Source organism: Microbacterium sp. STRO-1N, assembly GCF_057748015.1.
Genome location: NZ_CM173234.1, coordinates 3,223,665 through 3,240,303, shown reverse-complemented (window position 1 = coordinate 3,240,303; position 16,639 = coordinate 3,223,665). Strand labels below are relative to the sequence as shown.

Here is a 16,639-nt window from a genome sequence, read left to right as displayed (position 1 = left end):
CCGGTCGGCGAAGCGGTCCGCGCCGACGGTTATTCACGGCCCGCTGCTCGGCATCCGGTCAGACGGGTCGGACACAATGGAGACATGGCCACCGCCAGACCCGCATACGGGCCGATCTCGAGTTACTCCCGGGTGCAGATCCTGCATCTGGTGCAGGCGCGACCCGAGCGTTCGATCCAGGAGCTGCGCGAGGCGACGGGGCTGCACGCCAACACGATCCGCGAGCACCTGCAGCGCCTCATCGAGGGCGGCTACGTCATCGCGTCGATCGAGCACCGCACGACGCGCGGCCGCCCGAGGACGCTGTACAGCGCGGCGACGGGGGCACCGGAGGCCTCCAGCCCCGTGGCCCGCGAGAAGGTCACGGCCGCTGCGCGCCGCGGTGATCTGCTGCGTCGGATGCTGCCCTCCGCGGCGCCCGGCCTCGCACGCGACGCGACCCACCAGCTCGACGCTCTCGTCGAGCACCTGGAGGAGAGCGGCTTCGAGCCGGTCGTCGACGACGCTGCGCTCACCGTCGATCTCACACCTTGTCCGCACGCCGCCGGGCGTCCGGAGCACCGTCCGGTGCTGTGCGCCGTGCATCTGGGGCTGATGCAGGGCGTCCTGACCGAGGCTGGGGGTCCGCTCGTCGCGGACTGCGTCGTCGCGCCGGAGCGAGCCGAAGAATGCACGGTCCGGTTGCGGCTCTCCGGCGAACGGGCCGACAGGGCGGCCTGAGTCTCAGGTGCGGATGCCGCGGCATCCGCACCTGAGATTCAGCCGTACAGCGAAGCCGGAGGCTCCATCGTGATGCCGGCCGCCTCGAAGGCCCGGCGTCGCTCCTCGATGCGCCGGTGCAGTTCGACCTGCGCGTCGTCGACGAGCTGCTGATCGAGCGCCACGCTCTGAGCGTTCGGATCGCCGTGCCCTGCCGTGATGTAGGCGTCGAGTTCGGGGCCCGAGGTCCACGAGGTGATGAGCGAGTACCGCGGAGCGGTGCCGCGGTGCCACACCGCGTGCCAGAACCGCTGCGTGTCGACGATGACGCGGGATCCCGCCGGGAGCGGCAGGCGCACCTCGGTGGCCGGGTCGAAGCGGTCCTCGCGGAGGATCATCAGCGAGTCGGGGTCATCGGTGAGGTTGAGCATGCCGCGGACCACCCAGCCCGTGCCGTCCTCGTTGAGCCGGTTGTTGTCGTCCTGGTGCAGGTTGTAGATCGCGTCGGCATAGGTGTTGGGCTGCAGCTCGATGACACGGCATCGGCCGATGTTCGCACCGGGCTCCTGGGCGCGCGCGACGATGGTCGGAGCTCGTTCGACGTGGGGCTCGATCCAGACGCCGTCCTTGTCGGTGCGCGGCGGCGTGTGGTTCCAGAACCCGTTGCAGTCGACGTCGCCGGCGTAACTGGTGAGCGGGGCGAAGCGGGTGATGCCGGAGGAGCGCCAGCCGATGTATTCGAGGTCCTGCCACTCGGCGGCGTCGATGGCACGGTCGTCGCGGTCGAGGACCACGTACCCGGTCTCGTCGAGTGCGGGTGAGGTGACGAAGCTCATGGTGCGCCTCCTGCTCAGCATCCGTTTAGGCCATCCTAACTTCCCGGCTGTCCGGATGCAGCGCGGCCGAGCCGGACATAACGCGCGGATAGCCTGGATGCATGACGATGCCGCAGGGTGCCCTTCTCGTGGGCAGTGTGAATTTCGACGATGCCGAGAAGACGATGCGCGTGGCCGCGGAGATGCTCGGCGGCCGGCTCAAGCGGATCCCCGACGGCGAGGTCGGCAAGCGATTCCACTGGATCATGTTCCAGCCGGACGTGCTCGGGCAGGCCCCGGGTATCGATCGTGTCGGCGATCAGCCGATCCCGTTCCCCGCCGGGCTGGACGCGCGCCCGTTGCGCATCGCCGACGGCGTGGATGCTGCGGCGATCGAGCTGCCGCCGCTCGGCTACGCGGATGCTGCGATCGAGTCCTACGCGATCTTCGCACGCCTGCGTGAGGAGGGAGTCGTGCCTTCGGGCGTGCGCTTCCAGGTGGCGCTGCCGACACCCGTCGCCGTCGTCTCGTCCTTCTTCGCAGGCGAGGATCGCGCCGCGATCGAGCCCGTCTACACAGCCGCGATGCTGCGCGAGCTGGCGCGCATCGCCGAGGCGATCCCGCACGAGGACCTCGCCGTGCAGTGGGACGTCGCCAGCGAGATGGGGATCATCGAGCGGGCGGCCGGCTACGGCAAGGTCATGGAGGCCTGGTGGCCCGGTGATCCGTTCGACGGTCTGGTCGCCCGGCTCGCCTCGCTGATCGATGCGGTGCCGACGGATGCCGAGGTCGGCGTGCACCTCTGCTACGGCGACGCGGGGGAGAAGCACTTCGTCGAGCCGACGGATGCCGGGAACCTGGTGCGCTACGCGAACGCCGTGACGGCTGCGGCGTCGCGATCGCTGACCTGGCTTCACCTTCCGGTGCCGATCGAGCGCGATGATGAGGCGTACTTCGCGGCGCTCGCGTCTTTGGAACCGGTGGAGGAGCTGTACATCGGGCTCGTGCATCGGGAGGACGGCACGGAGGGGGCTGAGCGGCGGATCGCTGCGGCATCCCGATACGCGCCGACGTTCGGTGTCGCCACCGAGTGCGGGATCGGGCGGGCTCCCGATGGGTCGACGGAGGGGCTCTTCCGGACGCACACGGAGGTCGCGGCGGCCTGGTGAGCCCCGCCCGCAGCCCACGTCAGTCGCGTCGGGGGGTTTCGCTCGCGCCCCCTGCTTTGTTAGATTGTGTAACTAAGTAACGCACCTGACTGGTGGGTGCCTCAAGGCGAAGGAGCCGTATGGCCGTCATCGAACTGTCCGAGAACTGGACCGTCACCGCCGTCGCAGGACCGGCGCCCGAGGGGATCGCCGGAGTCGCCGTGCCGGCTCGTGTTCCCGGCTCCGTGCACCTCGACCTGCATCGTGCGGGCCTCATCGCGGAGCCCTTCGACGGTGCCAACGAAACAGGGCAACAGTGGATCGGCGATGTCGACTGGTCGTTCCAGACGAGCTTCGACTGGGTCGAGGACGGCACCGAGCGCCGTGACCTGGTAGCCGAGGGGCTCGACACGATCGCGACGCTGACGCTGAACGGCGTCGAGATCGGCCGCACTCAGAATCAGCACCGCTCCTACCGATTCGACATCGGGGCCGCGCTGGTCGCCGGACGCAACGAGCTGCGCATCGACTTCACCGCTCCGGTCCCGGCGGCCCTCGCGCGGTCCGAGCAGCACGGTCCGCGCCCGCACACCAACCACCACGCGTACAACGCACTCCGCAAGATGGCCAGCAGCTTCGGGTGGGACTGGGGGATCGATGTCGCGGCATCCGGGATCTGGAAGCCGATCCGCATCGAGAGCTGGTCGACGCTGCGGATCGCCTCCGTGCGCCCGCTGGTCGATGTCGACGGCGCCACCGGCATCCTGAACGCGCACGTCGACATCGAGCGCGCGGATGCCCTCAAGGCCGGACCGCTCACGATCGAGGTCGAGGTCGAGGTTGACGGGCGGGTGGCCACGGTCGAACTCGCCGACCGCGAGTCCGCGGCGTCCGTGCGCGTCGACGTGCCGGACGTGCAGCTGTGGTGGCCGCGCAGCCACGGTGCCCAGCCCCTGTACGACGTCATCGTCCGTGCGAGGGCGGGCGACCCTTCGACGACGGAGGTCTGGACGGGGCGCGTCGGCTTCCGCACGATCCGGGTCGACATCGCCCCGGATGAGCACGGCAGCCCGTACGCCGTGCATGTGAACGATCAGCTCGTGCAGATCAGAGGAGCCAACTGGATCCCCGACCACGCGTTCACCACCGAGGTCGACCGCGATCGCTATGCGCGTCGCATCGCGGATGCCACGGAGGCGAACATGAACCTGCTCCGCGTCTGGGGCGGCGGGATCTACGAGGCCGACGACTTCTACGAGATCTGCGACGAGCAGGGCGTACTGGTGCAGCAGGACTTCCTGTTCGCGTGCGCCGCCTATGCGGAGGAGGAGTGGCTGGCCGTCGAGGTCGAAGCCGAGGCCCGCGAAGCCATCACCCGCCTCTCCGGGCACGCGTCGCTGGCGATCTGGAACGGCAACAACGAGAACATCGTCGGATACACGGACTGGGGATGGCGTCCGCGTCTGGAGGGCAAGACATGGGGCGAGGGCTACTACCGCCGGTTGTTCCCCCGACTGATCGCCGAACTCGATCCGACCCGCTTCTACTCGGCCGGCAGCCCCTACTCGTTCTCGTCGTACGTGAGCCCCAACATGGACACCCACGGAACCGTGCATATCTGGGACGTGTGGAATCAGAAGGACTACACCGCGTACGCCGAGTGGAAGCCGCGTTTCGTCGCCGAGTTCGGCTTCCAGGGGCCACCGGCATGGACCACGCTCGTGGACGCCGTGCACGACAGTCCGCTCGAGCCGTACGGTGAGCAGATGCTCGTGCACCAGAAGGCGCACGAGGGCAATCTCAAGCTCGAGCGGGGATATCTACCGCACCTGCCGAAGCCGGCGACGATCGACGACTGGCACTGGGCGACGCAGCTGAATCAGGCTGCGGCGGTGCGGTTCGGTATCTCGCACTTCCGCTCGCTCGCGCCGTACAACACTGGCTCGATCGTCTGGCAGCTCAACGACGACTGGCCGGTCATCTCGTGGGCTGCCGTTGACTTCGAGGAGCGCCGCAAGCCCCTCTGGTACGCCATCAAGGCGGTCTACGAGCCGCGCTTCGTCACCGTCCAGCCGCGCGACGGCGGGCTGGCGGCTGTGCTGCTGAACGATCACGCGGAGACTTGGACGGGGCACGTCGTGGTGCGCCGCCAGGCCTTCGACGGCACGGTCCTGGCCGAGACCTCGATCGCCGCGGAGCTGTCGGCTCGCGGCGTGCAGACCCTCGCGATCCCGGAGGAACTGAGCACTCCGCAGGATGCGAGCGGCGAGGTGCTGGTGGTGGATGCGGTGGGCTTCGCGCGCGGCATCCACGACTTCGCCGAGGTGGTCGAGCAGCGGCTGGAGAAGGATGCCTTCACCTCGGAGGCGATCCGTGCCGGCGATGACGTCCGCGTGCGGATCACGGCGCGATCGTATGCCCGTGACGTGTTCATCCTGGCCGACCGCGGTCACGTGGATGCCGCCGTCGACAGCGGACTCGTGACGCTGCTGGCCGGTGAGAGCCATGAGTTCGTCGTCACCGGTGCGCCGGCGGATGCCGAGGCGGATGTCTTCCTCGGGCCGCTCGTATTGCGTCATGCGGGAGACCTGCAGGGCTGAGGGCTGTCGATCCCGAGTGCGCCCCGTGACCTCGGTCGCGGGGCGCACTCGTGTGTTCCGGCGTCACGAATCGACACTTAGTTTCATTTGTGGACAAAGATCCTTGACAGGGTTCGTTTCACTGCGTAACAATGACCAGGCGGAAGGCTGACCTTCCGCCCCTGCAACTGCGCAGGGCTCGTCGACGCCGACGGTCACGATGCCGTGGCGTGAGGAAAGGATCATCGATGCTTCTTGGCTCACAGCGCGCACGCCGCGCGACGCTCGCTCTCGGTGCCGGGGCGGTTGCGCTCGGGTTGGCACTGACCGGTTGCAGCCCGGCCGGCGATGCCGCCGGTGCGAACGGCTCCTCCGGTGACGCCAACACGCTGGTCGGCTTCACCGGTCAGGCCGGCGACTACCAGATCAACTTCAATCCGTACTCTCCGACCAAGATCGGCGGCCTCGGCACCATCTACGAATCGCTGTTCTTCGTCACGAACGTCAACACGGAGGACTTCACGCCGCTGCTGGGTACCGAGTACACATGGAACGCGGATGGCACCCAGCTGGACATCACGCTGCGCGAGGGCGTCACCTGGTCCGACGGCGAGCCGTTCACCGCCGACGACGTCGTCTTCACCTTCCAGCTCATCAAGGACACGCCCGCGATCAACACCGGCGGGTTCACGGGCGACGTCACCAAGATCGATGACACGCACGTGAGCATCGCGTTCCCGGAGCCGGCGTTCGTGACCGGCCCCGAGATCCTGGGCAAGACCTTCATGGTGCCCGAGCACATCTGGCAGGACGTCAACCCCGTGGCCGACGTGGTGGCCGAGCCCGTGGGCACCGGTCCGTACGTGCTGGACAACTTCAAGGCGCAGGCTTTCACCCTCACCGCGAACGAGGACTACTGGGATGGTGCGCCGGCGGTCGAGAACATCCGCTACCTGTCCCTGTCCGGCAACACCGCCGGTGTGGACGCGCTCGCGGCCGGAACGATCGACTGGCAGACCGGGCCGGTGCCCGACATCGAGAACGTCTCGAAGAACTACCCCGGGTACGAGGCGATCACGATCGGCATGAACCAGATGGCGCTGCTGACCTGCTCGAACGCCGACCTCGGCTGCACAGGTCCGCAGACCGATCCCGCCGTGCGCAAAGCCATCTACTACGCGATCGACCGACCGCAGGTGAACTCGCTCGCCTTCCAGGACACCGCGAGCGACATGTCCCCGACCTTCGCGCTTCTCCCCGCGCAGGAGGAGTACATCTCCGCCGCGATCGAGGAGCCGACGGTTCCGAGCGAGCCGGATCTCGACAAGGTCGACGAGCTGCTCACCGGCGCGGGCTACGCGAAAAACTCCGACGGCATCTACGCCAAGGACGGCGAGCCGCTCAAGCTCACGATCGAGGTCGTCACCGGCTGGACCGACTACATCACGGCGATCGACACGATGGCGCAGCAGCTGAAGGCCGCCGGCATCGACGTCACCGCGGCGCAGTCGTCGTGGAACGAGTGGACCGACAAGAAGACCAAGGGCAACTACCAGCTCGCGATCGATTCGCTCGGACAGGGCGCCGCCAGCGATCCGTACTACCTCTACAACAACAACTTCTCCACCGCTAACACCGCGAAGGTCGGCGAGACCGCTCCGGTGAACGTGTCGCGGTTCAGCGACCCGGCGGTCGACGAGGCGCTCGCGGTGCTCAAGCGCACGAGCCCGGAGGACACCGCTGCACGTCAGGCGCAGTTCGACATCATCCAGGCGGCGATCGTCGAGGAGATGCCGTACATCCCGATCCTCACGGGCGGAACCACGAGCGAGTTCAACGCGGCGAAGTTCACGGGGTGGCCGACGCTGGACGACCTGTACGCCTTCCCGGCGATCTGGGCGTCTCCGGACAACGCCCAGATCTTCAAGGCGCTGAAGCCCACGGGCGAGTGACCGTGACCGAGGAGGAGCTCGCACAGACGGAAGGCGCGGATCGGTGAACTATTACCTGAGAAAGGTGGGCTTCTACATCGTCGCCCTCTGGGCGGCGCTGACGCTCAACTTCCTGATTCCGCGGTTGCTGCCTGGCAACCCGGTCGACATCCTGCTCGCCAAGCTCCAGCAGCGCGGTGGCCAGGTGTCGGCCGAGACCAGACAGGCCTACGAACTCCTCCTCGGGGGTGACTCTTCGCAACCCCTGATCGCGCAGTACTGGAACTACCTCGTGAACGTCTTCAAGGGCGACCTCGGAGTGTCCGTGACCTACTTCCCGGCACCGGTGTCGGAGGTGATCGCGACCTCACTGCCCTGGACCATCATGCTCATCGGGGTCGCGACGGTGCTGTCGTTCATCATCGGCATCACACTCGGCGCGCTCGTCGGATGGAAGCCGGGCACCTGGCTGGATTCGCTGGTGCCTGCGACGACCCTGCTGGCCGCGGTGCCGTATTTCTGGCTGGCGCTGATCCTCGTCTACTTCCTTTCCACGCAGCTGGGCTGGTTCCCCTCGCAGGGCGGCTACGACGTGATCCTCGACCCCGGGTGGAACTGGGAGTTCATCCAGTCCGCCCTGTACTACGGGTTCCTCCCCGCGCTGACGATCGTCATCGCCTCGCTGGGCGGCTGGCTGCTCGGGATGCGCAACATGATGGTCTCGACGTTGTCCGAGGACTACATCCTCACCGCGCACGCGAAGGGACTGGCGAACGGAACCATCTTGCGCGGATACGCGGCGCGCAACGCCGTGCTCCCCTCGATCGCCGGCTTCGCCATCTCGCTCGGCTTCGTCGTGTCCGGGTCGGTCGTGACCGAGCAGGTGTTCTCCTACCCGGGCATCGGATCGAAGCTGCTCTCCGCGGTGACCAACAACGATTACGCGCTCATGCAGGGCCTGTTCCTGTTCATCACGCTGGCGGTGCTCGGAGCGAACTTCATCGTCGACCTCTTCTACGGCCTCATCGATCCCCGCACGCGGGCACGGAGCTGATCGCCATGACCAACATCGCACCGGAAACGGAGACCTCGGTCGCCGACGGCACCGAGCTCATCATCACCCGCCAGCAGCGCGACGGCGCACGCCGGCGATCGCGTTCGGCACTGCGGCAGATGCTGCCGACGATGACCCCGTGGCTTGCCACAGGGCTCATCCTCATCGGCGCCATCGCCCTGTTCGGACTGATCGGACCGATGTTCGTCGGCGACCCGGCTGCCATCAGCAACATCGGCCTGACCCCACCCTCAGCCGAGCACCTGATGGGAACCACCCAGACCGGCCAGGACGTCTTCGCACAGCTCGCATACGCCACCCGGGGCTCGCTCGAGATCGGCATCATCGTCGGCGTCCTCGCGACGGTGCTGTCGGCGTTCTTCGGCATCCTGGGCGCCTACATCGGCGGCTTCGCCGACGAGGCGTTCTCGCTCCTGTCGAACGTCTTCCTCGTGATCCCCGGCCTTCCGCTCGTCATCGTCATCTCGGGTTTCGTACCAGCCGAGGCGCGCGGGCTCTGGACGATCGCCGTGGTCCTCGCGATCACGAGCTGGGCCGGATCGGCCAGGGTGCTGCGGGCGCAGACGCTGTCCATCCGCAGCCGTGACTACGTCGCCGCCAACCGCGTCGCCGGAGAACGCGCGTGGCGCGTCATCGTCGTCGAGATCCTGCCGAACCTGCTGCCCGTGCTGGCATCCCAGTTCGTCTTCGCGGTGATCGCCGCGATCCTCGGCGAGGCCGGACTGTCGTTCCTCGGGCTCGGGGCGTCGAACGCCTCGACCCTGGGCACGATGCTGTTCTACGCGCAGAACGGCTTCGCCCTGCCGCTCGGCGCTTGGTGGTGGTTCATCCCGCCGGGGCTCATCATCGCCCTGTTCGGCATGGGCCTGTCGCTGGTGAACTTCTCCATCGACGAGATCATCAACCCCAAGCTCAAGAACGTGCGCCTGCACGCGCGCGCCGAGCGTCGTGAACGCCGCGCATCGCGCATGAAGGAGCGTGCCTCGTGAGTGCCGTCATCGAAGAGCGTCGTCCGGTGCTGTCCGTCTCCGATCTCACAGTGGTCTACGAGGTCGACACCCCCGTCACCGCGGTGCGCAACGCGTCGTTCGACCTCTCCGCTGGGGAGATCCTCGGCCTCGCCGGCGAATCCGGATGCGGCAAGACGACGCTCGCGTACGCGATCAACCGGCTGCACAAGCCGCCGGCGCGGATCACGACGGGCAGCATCGTCTTCCACGGCCGCGCGGGCGACGTCGATCTGCTCGAACTCGGCGAGGAGAAACTGCGGGCGTTCCGCTGGTCGGAGCTGTCCATGGTGTTCCAGGGCGCGATGAACGCGCTCAACCCCGTCACCAGCATCCGCGTGCAGCTGGAGGATGTCCTGCAGGCCCATCGTCCGCAGCTGTCGCGCGCTGAGCGGCGCGCACGTGCGGCGGATGTGCTCTCCCGCGTCGGCGTGGATCCGGCCCGTCTGACCTCGTATCCGCACGAGCTGTCCGGCGGTATGCGCCAGCGCGTCATGATCGCGATGGCGATGATCCTCGAACCGCAGATCATGATCATGGACGAGCCGACCACGGCGCTTGACGTGGTCGTGCAGCGCGACATCCTCCGTGAGATCGTGCGTCTTCGCGACGAGCTCGGCTTCGCCGTGATCTTCATCACCCACGACCTGCCGCTGCTGCTGGAGATCAGCGACCGCATCGCGGTGATGCTCCAGGGGGAGATCGTCGAGCTGCGTTCCGCCGACGAGATGTACCGGGATCCGCATCACGAGTACACCAGGAGGCTCTTGGGCTCGTTCCCGAGTCTGAGCGGCTCGAGGGGATCGTTCATCCGCACCGGCATCGACGTCGATGCCGGTGCCGACACCGAGGAGACGCCCGCATGACCGATGTGAAGGTCACCGACCTGGTCAAGGAGTTCAGCATCCGCAAGGGGCTGCGCCATCAGCGGTTCCGTGCCGTCGACGGTGTCTCGTTCGACCTTGTCCCCGGCCGGACGGTCGCGCTGGTCGGGGAATCAGGATCGGGCAAGTCGACCATCGCCCGCATCCTGTCCAAGCTCGAGCGACCCACCTCCGGGAGCATCGAGGTCACACAGGCGGACGGGCGTGCCGTATCGGGGCGTGAGTACCGCAGCCACGTGCAGATGGTCTTCCAGGATCCGTTCGCGTCCCTCAACCCGTTCCACTCGATCGAGCACCACATCGCGCGGCCCCTGCGGATCCACAAGCGCACGCGCGGGGCGCACGAGACCTACGAGCGCGTCATCGAGATGCTGGAGCGGGTGAACCTGGACGAGTCGTTCGCGCAACGGCGACCCCACGAGCTCTCCGGAGGCCAGCGTCAGCGCGTCGCGATCGCGCGGGCGCTCGCACCGGGGGCACAGGTCGTGCTGGCCGACGAACCGGTGTCGATGCTGGATGTCTCGATCCGACTCGGCGTGCTGAACCTGCTCGGCCGGCTGCAGCGCGAAGACGACCTGGCGGTGCTCTACATCACGCACGACCTCGCGACCGCGCGGCACTTCTCGGACGAGATCCTCGTGCTCTACAAGGGCCGCGTCGTCGAACGAGGGCCGGCCGATGCCGTGATCCTCGACCCGCACCACGACTACACCAGGCTGCTCGCGATGGCCGCCCCCGACCCGGAGCGCATCGGCAAGATCGTGAGCGGCGAGAAGGCGCCGGATCGCTCGAAGCTGGACAACTCGACGTGTTACAACCACTTCACCGGTGAATGGGAGGGCGCGCGGACGCCGGTCGGCGTCCGCTGACGCGACGAGGAAGCGGCTTCCGGCATCGCCGGGAGCCGCCTCCTCGTGGGCCGTGCGTCACACCGCGCGTATGTCGAACGTGCGGGCGCTCGGCTCCGTCGTCGGCGCGGTCGTCTCGAGGACGCCGGCCTCGGCATCCCATGTCCAGGTCCAGCCGGCGGCATCCGCCGGGAAGAACGGGGTCACCTCGAGTTCTCGCCCGCGGGCCCAGGGCAGTTGCAGGGATGCCGTGGCGTCGCCGGCGCGACGCCACACCGAGACGTAGGCCTGCGCGGCCGTGGCGTCGTGCAGGCCGAGGGAGACCCAGCCGGCCTCCCACGCGGGCAGGCCGAGCGGCCAGACGGGGTGGCGGTCGCGGATGTCGGTGAGAATCGTCTTCTGCGCGGCCACGGCGGCGCGCACGGCGTCGACCTCGACGGGCGTCATCCTGTTGAGGTATCCGGACAGGTACATGCGGCCGAGCACGCCGTTCACGAGGGCGAAAGTGCGCGCCTCCGCGCTCATCCCGGTCTGCGGATAGGCCCAGTTGCCGGCCTGCTCCGGCAGGATGGCCGCCGGGGCGGCCGCGGCGATCGAAGCGTACGCGACGGGATCCTGCTGGTCCGAGGTCGACTGCATGTGCAGGCGCGACAGCAGCGCGTAGTCCATCCGCATCGCACCGGAGGAGCAGTTCTCGATGATGAGGTCCGGGTGGCGCTCCTGGACGGCGTCGATCCAGTCCAGCAGAGCCCTGGCGTGCTCGAGGTGCCCGTGGCCGGGCGCGAGTCCGTCGAGGTCGCTCCCGGGTCCGGTCATGGTGTTCTCGTCCATCTTGAGGAAGCCGATGCCGTAGTCGTCCACGAGGCGGTCGACCACGGCATCCAGGTGCGCACGGGCGGCGGGGTGACGCAGATCGAGGAGATGCCGACCATGCTCGGCGATGCGCACCCCGCGGCGCTGAAAGAACGCGTCGTCCGGCAGCGTCTCGGCCAGCGGGGAGCGCACGCCGATGACCTCTGGCTCCAGCCACAGCCCAGGTGTCATGCCGCGCGAGCAGATGTGCCCCGTCACCTCGGCGATGCCGCCGGGGAAGCGGACCGTCGACGGCTCCCAGGCTCCCACGCCGTCCCACCAGTGCCCGTCGGCGTACCAGCCCGCGTCGATGCAGAAGTAGTCGGCGCCCGCCGCTGCGGCGGCATCGACGAGCGGGAGCAGCCGCTCGGTGGTCGGGTCGCCCATGAGGGTGTTCATGTAGTCGTTGAACACGACCGGAAGTGCATCGTCAGCCGCGCGGGGCTGCCGGATCGCGCGGCGGTGGTCGGTGAGTGCGCGCAAGGCATCCGTCGCATCGCCCAGCGCGACCGCGAGCGACACGGGGATCGAGGTGAACGTGTCGCCGTCGCGCAGCCGCACGCTCCACTGGTGCTCCTGGTCGGTGGGGCCGGACAGCAGCAGGTAGGCGCCGTGGCCGTTCTCGCCGAGTTCCGCCAGCCACGGGCCGTTGTGCTCGATCTGCCAGGCCAGTGCGTATCCGGCATCTGCGGCGGCCACTGCGGCGACGGGGACCTTTTCGCCGCTGGACCACGAGCCGCGGTTCCCGAGCGCGATGCGGGTGCGCGGCGGCTGGTGGTGATGCGCCTCCCGGAGGACGTCCACGAGGCCGGCGGCGCGGAGCGGTTCCACCTGCCACCGGCTCTCCGCGATCCAGTCGTTGTCGGCGTGTGCGAGGACCAGGGCGTCGACGGATTCCGCGCGCGCGTCGGCGAGGAAGGAGCCGGTCGCGAAGCTCGAGACGGCATCGATCACGAGGTCGCCGGCGACCGTGACCTCGGTCCAGGTGCGCAGGGCGGCCGTCGACCCGTGGGCCTCGAAGACGCTGGTCACGCGGATGCCGCGTTCGGCGTCGACCTGGGTGATGCGCAGCTCGTGCCGGCCGTCGTGCTCGGTGCGCGTCTCGGATGTGAAGCGGAGCTCGCGGCCGATGATGGTGTCCACGTGGCGGTAGCTTCCGGGGAACCGCCCGTGGCCGAAGGCGGAGAGCTCGACGAGCGGCTGCTCGCCGTGACCGTCTGGAAGGACGGGGTCCGGCGCTGGTGACCCTGTGGGGCGCATGGCGAGCACCGACACGGGGCCGTTCTCCGGCGTGGCGAAGCTCACGGAGATGCCGGGGGTCTCCCAGCGGATGCTGCGGTGGTCCGTTGTCATGGAAATCGGCGCTCCTTCGCGGCGGATGTGATGAGATCCTTTCAAGAGCGGCGGGATCCGTGCAACATACTATGTTTATTGAGGTGACAAACATGGCCGAGATATCGGCACCGATGCGCGCGGCTCTGCTGGAGGTTCTCATCCACGGCGAGCTGCCGCGCGCCGAGATCGCACGGCGGCTCCTGCTATCAAGGGCGAGCCTGACCCGCATCACGAGACAACTCGTCGACGGGGGATTCCTGACCGAGGGGGAGACCCGGCTGGTCGGCCAGACCGGCCGCCCGTCGGAGATGCTGTCGGTGCGCGCGGAGGCGCTGCATTTCCTCGGGATCAAGCTCACCGGTGACCGGCTCTACGCCGTCGTCACCGACCTGTCCGCGCGCATCGTCGCGGCTGCGGAACAGTCGATCGAGTCTCGGGAGCCCGCGGATGTGGTGGCTCAGATCGCCGCCGTCGCACGCGAGTTCGCCGGGGCGGGGCACGAGCTGTCCGCCGTCGGGATCGCGCTGGCCGGTCGCGCTCGTCAGGGGCAGGGCGGTGCCGTCGTGGAGCGCTCGGCGTTCCTGGACTGGACCGATGTCGCCCTGGGGTCCCTCGTGGCGGAGGCCACAGGGCTGCCGTGCTCCGTCGAGAACGACGTCCAGGCGCTGACGGCGACGGAGCACTGGTTCGGTGCGGGTGCGGGCATCGACGACATGGCGCTGATCACGGTCGGCGTCGGCATCGGGTGCGGTCTGGTCGTCAACGGCGAGGTCGTCGACGGCGCGCACGCGCGGGCCGGTCAGATGAGCCACATGATCGTCGACGAGGCCGGACCCTACTGCGGGCTCGGGCACCGGGGGTGCGTATCGAGCCTGCTCGTGAATGCGGCGATCAGCAAGGCCGTGCGTCGGGCCGAGGATGAGTACGAGCAGTCCGTCGAGGACGCCCGTGGCGGCGATCCGATCGCGCTGGCGGCGTTCGCCGATGCCGGGCGGGCGCTCGGCGCGCTCATCGCTACGGTCGTGAACCTCGTCGACCCGAAGAAGGTCGTGCTCACCGGCGACGGGATCGCCGTGCACGAGCTGGGTGGAGATGCGATGCGTGCGACGCTCGCCGAGCGGCTCGACAAGGACGCCGCTGAGGTCGATCTCGACGTGCGGGCGTGGGACTTCTCGAAGTGGGCTCGGGCGGGTGCCGGAATCGCGATTCGAGGGATGCTCACCTAGCCGCTTTGTTTCATATATTGACAAAGTGGACTGATTCGCGGGAATCTTGTCTGGACGGCTCGACCGTCACGACGGAGGTTTCTTCATGCCCACCATTCGCCGCTTCCATGCCGCCGGCGCCGCCCTGGTCGTCGCGTTCCGCGACCACGGACTGCCCGAAGTGCTGCACTGGGGAGAGGACGTCGGCGACGCATCCGCCGCCGCGCTCCGCGCCCTCGACGAAGCGAGCGCGCGGCAGATCTCGGCCAGCGCGCTCGACGTGGCGTGGCCGCTGACGATCCTGCCGACGGAGCGGGATGGGTGGGAAGGACGTCCCGCACTGTCCGGCGCGGCCGCCGGTGCGCCGCTGCATCCGGACTGGTCGGTCACAGACGTGGATGCCGACGAGCACGGGTTCTCGATCGTGGCTTCGGCGGAAGGGATGACCCTGCACAGCTCGCTGCGGTTCGACGACGCGGGTGTGCTGCGCATCGATCACCGCGTGGTCAACGACGGTGACGCGCCCCTGACCATCGCCGCGCTCGACGCGACGCTGCCGGTCGCGGCCCGCGCGCGTGAGCTGCTCGACTTCACCGGACGGTGGACGCGGGAGCGCTCGCCGCAGCGTCGGCCGATCGCGATGGGCACGTATCTGCGCGAGTCGCGGCGCGGCCGGACGGGGCACGACGCGCCGATGCTCGCTGTGGCGGGGACGCCCGGCTTCGGCGACCGCTTCGGTGAGGTCTGGGCCGTGCATCTCGCGTGGAGCGCCGATGCGGTCTACCGCACCGATCGGCTTCCGGAGGGGCGCAGCGTGCTGGGCGCGGGCGAGCTGCTGCGACCAGACGAGATCGTGCTCGCGCGCGGTGAGGCATTCGCGGCGCCGACGGCGGTGTTCGTGTGGAGCGACGCCGGACTGGACGGGCTCTCCGCGCGCCTGCATCGGTCGCTGCGGGCGCGGCCCGCGCATCCGTCGGCTCCGCGTCCGGTGGTGCTGAACACCTGGGAAGCGGTCTACTTCGATCACACGCTCGAACCCCTGACGGAGCTCGCCGACGTGGCCGCCGAGGTCGGTGTCGAACGATTTGTGCTCGATGACGGCTGGTTCCTCGGACGCCGCAGCGACACTGCGGGGCTCGGCGATTGGCACGTCGACGGAACCGTCTGGCCGGACGGGCTCCATCCGATCGTCGAACACGTGCGCGCCCTCGGGATGGGATTCGGCCTGTGGGTCGAGCCGGAGATGGTCAGCCCGGACTCGGCTCTCGCGGCCGAGCATCCGGAATGGCTTCTCCGGATGCCCGGGCGGACCACCCGGTCGTGGCGCAACCAGTTCGTGCTGGACGTCGCCCAGCCCGAGGTCGCGGACTACCTGCTGGAGCGGCTGGGGGCGCTGCTGACCGAGTACCCGATCGAGTTCCTGAAGTGGGATCAGAACCGGGACGTGCTGGAAGCGGTGCACGCCGGGCGTGCGGGGATCGATGCGCAGACCCGGGCCGTGTACGCGCTGCTGGACGAGCTGCGCCGCCAGCACCCGGGCGTCGAGATCGAATCCTGCTCCTCCGGAGGGGCTCGTGTCGACCTCGGCATCCTGGAGCGCACCGATCGGATCTGGGCATCCGACACCAACGATCCTCTCGAGCGCTCGCGCATTCAGCGATGGACCGAGCTGCTCCTGCCGCCCGAACTGATCGGCAGTCATATCGGCCCCGCCACGGCCCACACGACCCAGCGGGCGACCGAGCTCCGGTTCCGGATCGCGACGACGCTGTTCGCGCACGGGGGCATCGAGACAGACATCACCCACCTCACCGCAGACGAGCGAGCGGACGTGAAGGCGTGGATCGGCGAGTACAAGCGCCTGCGCGGGCTCATGCACTCCGGTGAGCTCCTCCACGGCGACGGGGACGGACAGGTGCTGACGGGCGTGGTGTCCTCGGACCGTCGTCACGGACTGTTCCGGCTGACGCGCGAGGCGACGGGGGAATGGGCGGTGCCGCCGGCGCTGCGTCTGCCCGGACTCGACCCCCGGGTGGACTACCGCGTGCGGGTGGTCCCGGCGCTGTCGGCGAAGAAATTCCTGGACGCGAAGCCGGTGCCGTGGATCGCCGAGGGGGACTGCGAGCTTCCCGGATCGCTGCTCGGCGCGGTCGGCGTCCGGGTGCCGCTGCTGGCACCGGCATCCGCGCTCGTGCTCGAGGTCGTGGCGCTCTGACACAGTGCCGAACGCTCGATTCGCGCAGATGCCGTGTCTCACGTAA

Annotated in this window: 12 protein-coding genes; 10 read left to right on the top strand and 2 right to left on the bottom strand. The window is 68.6% G+C overall.

The annotated features are described in order from the left end of the window. The first annotated feature begins 84 nt into the window (after positions 1–84). Positions 85–720, top strand: coding sequence for a helix-turn-helix transcriptional regulator (locus AC3ANJ_RS15820; RefSeq protein ID WP_488317120.1), 636 nt, complete (start codon positions 85–87; stop codon positions 718–720). A gap of 38 nt (positions 721–758) precedes the next feature. Here AC3ANJ_RS15820 and AC3ANJ_RS15815 read toward each other — a convergent pair whose 3' ends face one another. Continuing rightward, positions 759–1,535, bottom strand: a complete 777-nt coding sequence (locus AC3ANJ_RS15815) for a hypothetical protein (RefSeq protein ID WP_488317119.1) — start codon at positions 1,533–1,535, stop codon at positions 759–761. Between the two features lie 101 nt (positions 1,536–1,636). Here AC3ANJ_RS15815 and AC3ANJ_RS15810 point away from each other — a divergent pair, with 101 nt between their 5' ends. The 7 genes from AC3ANJ_RS15810 to AC3ANJ_RS15780 all read left to right on the top strand — a co-directional run bounded on the left by AC3ANJ_RS15810 (position 1,637) and on the right by AC3ANJ_RS15780 (position 11,007). Then, the gene (locus AC3ANJ_RS15810; RefSeq protein ID WP_488317118.1) at positions 1,637–2,683 is read left to right on the top strand and encodes a hypothetical protein; all 1,047 of its coding nucleotides are present in this window, start codon (positions 1,637–1,639) and stop codon (positions 2,681–2,683) included. A gap of 119 nt (positions 2,684–2,802) precedes the next feature. Next, positions 2,803–5,262 (top strand): glycoside hydrolase family 2 protein, encoded by a 2,460-nt coding sequence (locus tag AC3ANJ_RS15805; protein WP_488317117.1) that lies wholly within the window; start codon positions 2,803–2,805, stop codon positions 5,260–5,262. A 227-nt stretch (positions 5,263–5,489) separates the two neighbouring features. Continuing rightward, positions 5,490–7,193 (top strand): ABC transporter substrate-binding protein, encoded by a 1,704-nt coding sequence (locus tag AC3ANJ_RS15800; RefSeq protein WP_488317116.1) that lies wholly within the window; start codon positions 5,490–5,492, stop codon positions 7,191–7,193. Between the two features lie 43 nt (positions 7,194–7,236). After that, positions 7,237–8,226, top strand: coding sequence for an ABC transporter permease (locus AC3ANJ_RS15795; RefSeq protein WP_406248976.1), 990 nt, complete (start codon positions 7,237–7,239; stop codon positions 8,224–8,226). 5 nt (positions 8,227–8,231) lie between these two features. After that, positions 8,232–9,236, top strand: coding sequence for an ABC transporter permease (locus AC3ANJ_RS15790; RefSeq protein WP_488317115.1), 1,005 nt, complete (start codon positions 8,232–8,234; stop codon positions 9,234–9,236). Continuing rightward, positions 9,233–10,120: an ABC transporter ATP-binding protein gene (locus AC3ANJ_RS15785; RefSeq protein WP_488317114.1), complete on the top strand. Its 888-nt coding sequence runs from the start codon at positions 9,233–9,235 to the stop codon at positions 10,118–10,120. The genes AC3ANJ_RS15790 and AC3ANJ_RS15785 overlap by 4 nt, the downstream gene beginning before the upstream one ends. Continuing rightward, positions 10,117–11,007, top strand: coding sequence for an ABC transporter ATP-binding protein (locus AC3ANJ_RS15780; RefSeq protein WP_488317113.1), 891 nt, complete (start codon positions 10,117–10,119; stop codon positions 11,005–11,007). The genes AC3ANJ_RS15785 and AC3ANJ_RS15780 overlap by 4 nt, the downstream gene beginning before the upstream one ends. A gap of 57 nt (positions 11,008–11,064) precedes the next feature. Here the strand turns inward: AC3ANJ_RS15780 and AC3ANJ_RS15775 are convergent, their stop codons facing one another. Next, a complete protein-coding gene (locus AC3ANJ_RS15775; protein WP_488317112.1) occupies positions 11,065–13,191 on the bottom strand; it encodes a glycoside hydrolase family 36 protein in 2,127 nt (708 codons plus the stop codon). 92 nt (positions 13,192–13,283) lie between these two features. Between AC3ANJ_RS15775 and AC3ANJ_RS15770 the strand changes: the two genes are divergently transcribed. Beyond that, positions 13,284–14,399, top strand: a complete 1,116-nt coding sequence (locus AC3ANJ_RS15770) for an ROK family protein (protein WP_488317111.1) — start codon at positions 13,284–13,286, stop codon at positions 14,397–14,399. A gap of 85 nt (positions 14,400–14,484) precedes the next feature. Further along, the gene (locus AC3ANJ_RS15765; protein ID WP_488317110.1) at positions 14,485–16,593 is read left to right on the top strand and encodes an alpha-galactosidase; all 2,109 of its coding nucleotides are present in this window, start codon (positions 14,485–14,487) and stop codon (positions 16,591–16,593) included. Positions 16,594–16,639 lie beyond the last annotated feature (46 nt).

Excerpts from the sequence above, each read along its gene's own strand:
- AC3ANJ_RS15770 (WP_488317111.1), top strand. The coding sequence starts at position 13,284 with ATGGCCGAGATATCGGCACCGATGCGCGCGGCTCTGCTGGAGGTTCTC.
- AC3ANJ_RS15780 (WP_488317113.1), top strand. The coding sequence starts at position 10,117 with ATGACCGATGTGAAGGTCACCGACCTGGTCAAGGAGTTCAGCATCCGC.
- AC3ANJ_RS15810 (WP_488317118.1), top strand. The coding sequence starts at position 1,637 with ATGACGATGCCGCAGGGTGCCCTTCTCGTGGGCAGTGTGAATTTCGAC.
- AC3ANJ_RS15820 (WP_488317120.1), top strand. The coding sequence starts at position 85 with ATGGCCACCGCCAGACCCGCATACGGGCCGATCTCGAGTTACTCCCGG.
- AC3ANJ_RS15790 (WP_488317115.1), top strand. The coding sequence starts at position 8,232 with ATGACCAACATCGCACCGGAAACGGAGACCTCGGTCGCCGACGGCACC.
- AC3ANJ_RS15805 (WP_488317117.1), top strand. The coding sequence starts at position 2,803 with ATGGCCGTCATCGAACTGTCCGAGAACTGGACCGTCACCGCCGTCGCA.
- AC3ANJ_RS15800 (WP_488317116.1), top strand. The coding sequence starts at position 5,490 with ATGCTTCTTGGCTCACAGCGCGCACGCCGCGCGACGCTCGCTCTCGGT.
- AC3ANJ_RS15815 (WP_488317119.1), bottom strand. The coding sequence starts at position 1,535 with ATGAGCTTCGTCACCTCACCCGCACTCGACGAGACCGGGTACGTGGTC.
- AC3ANJ_RS15775 (WP_488317112.1), bottom strand. The coding sequence starts at position 13,191 with ATGACAACGGACCACCGCAGCATCCGCTGGGAGACCCCCGGCATCTCC.
- AC3ANJ_RS15765 (WP_488317110.1), top strand. The coding sequence starts at position 14,485 with ATGCCCACCATTCGCCGCTTCCATGCCGCCGGCGCCGCCCTGGTCGTC.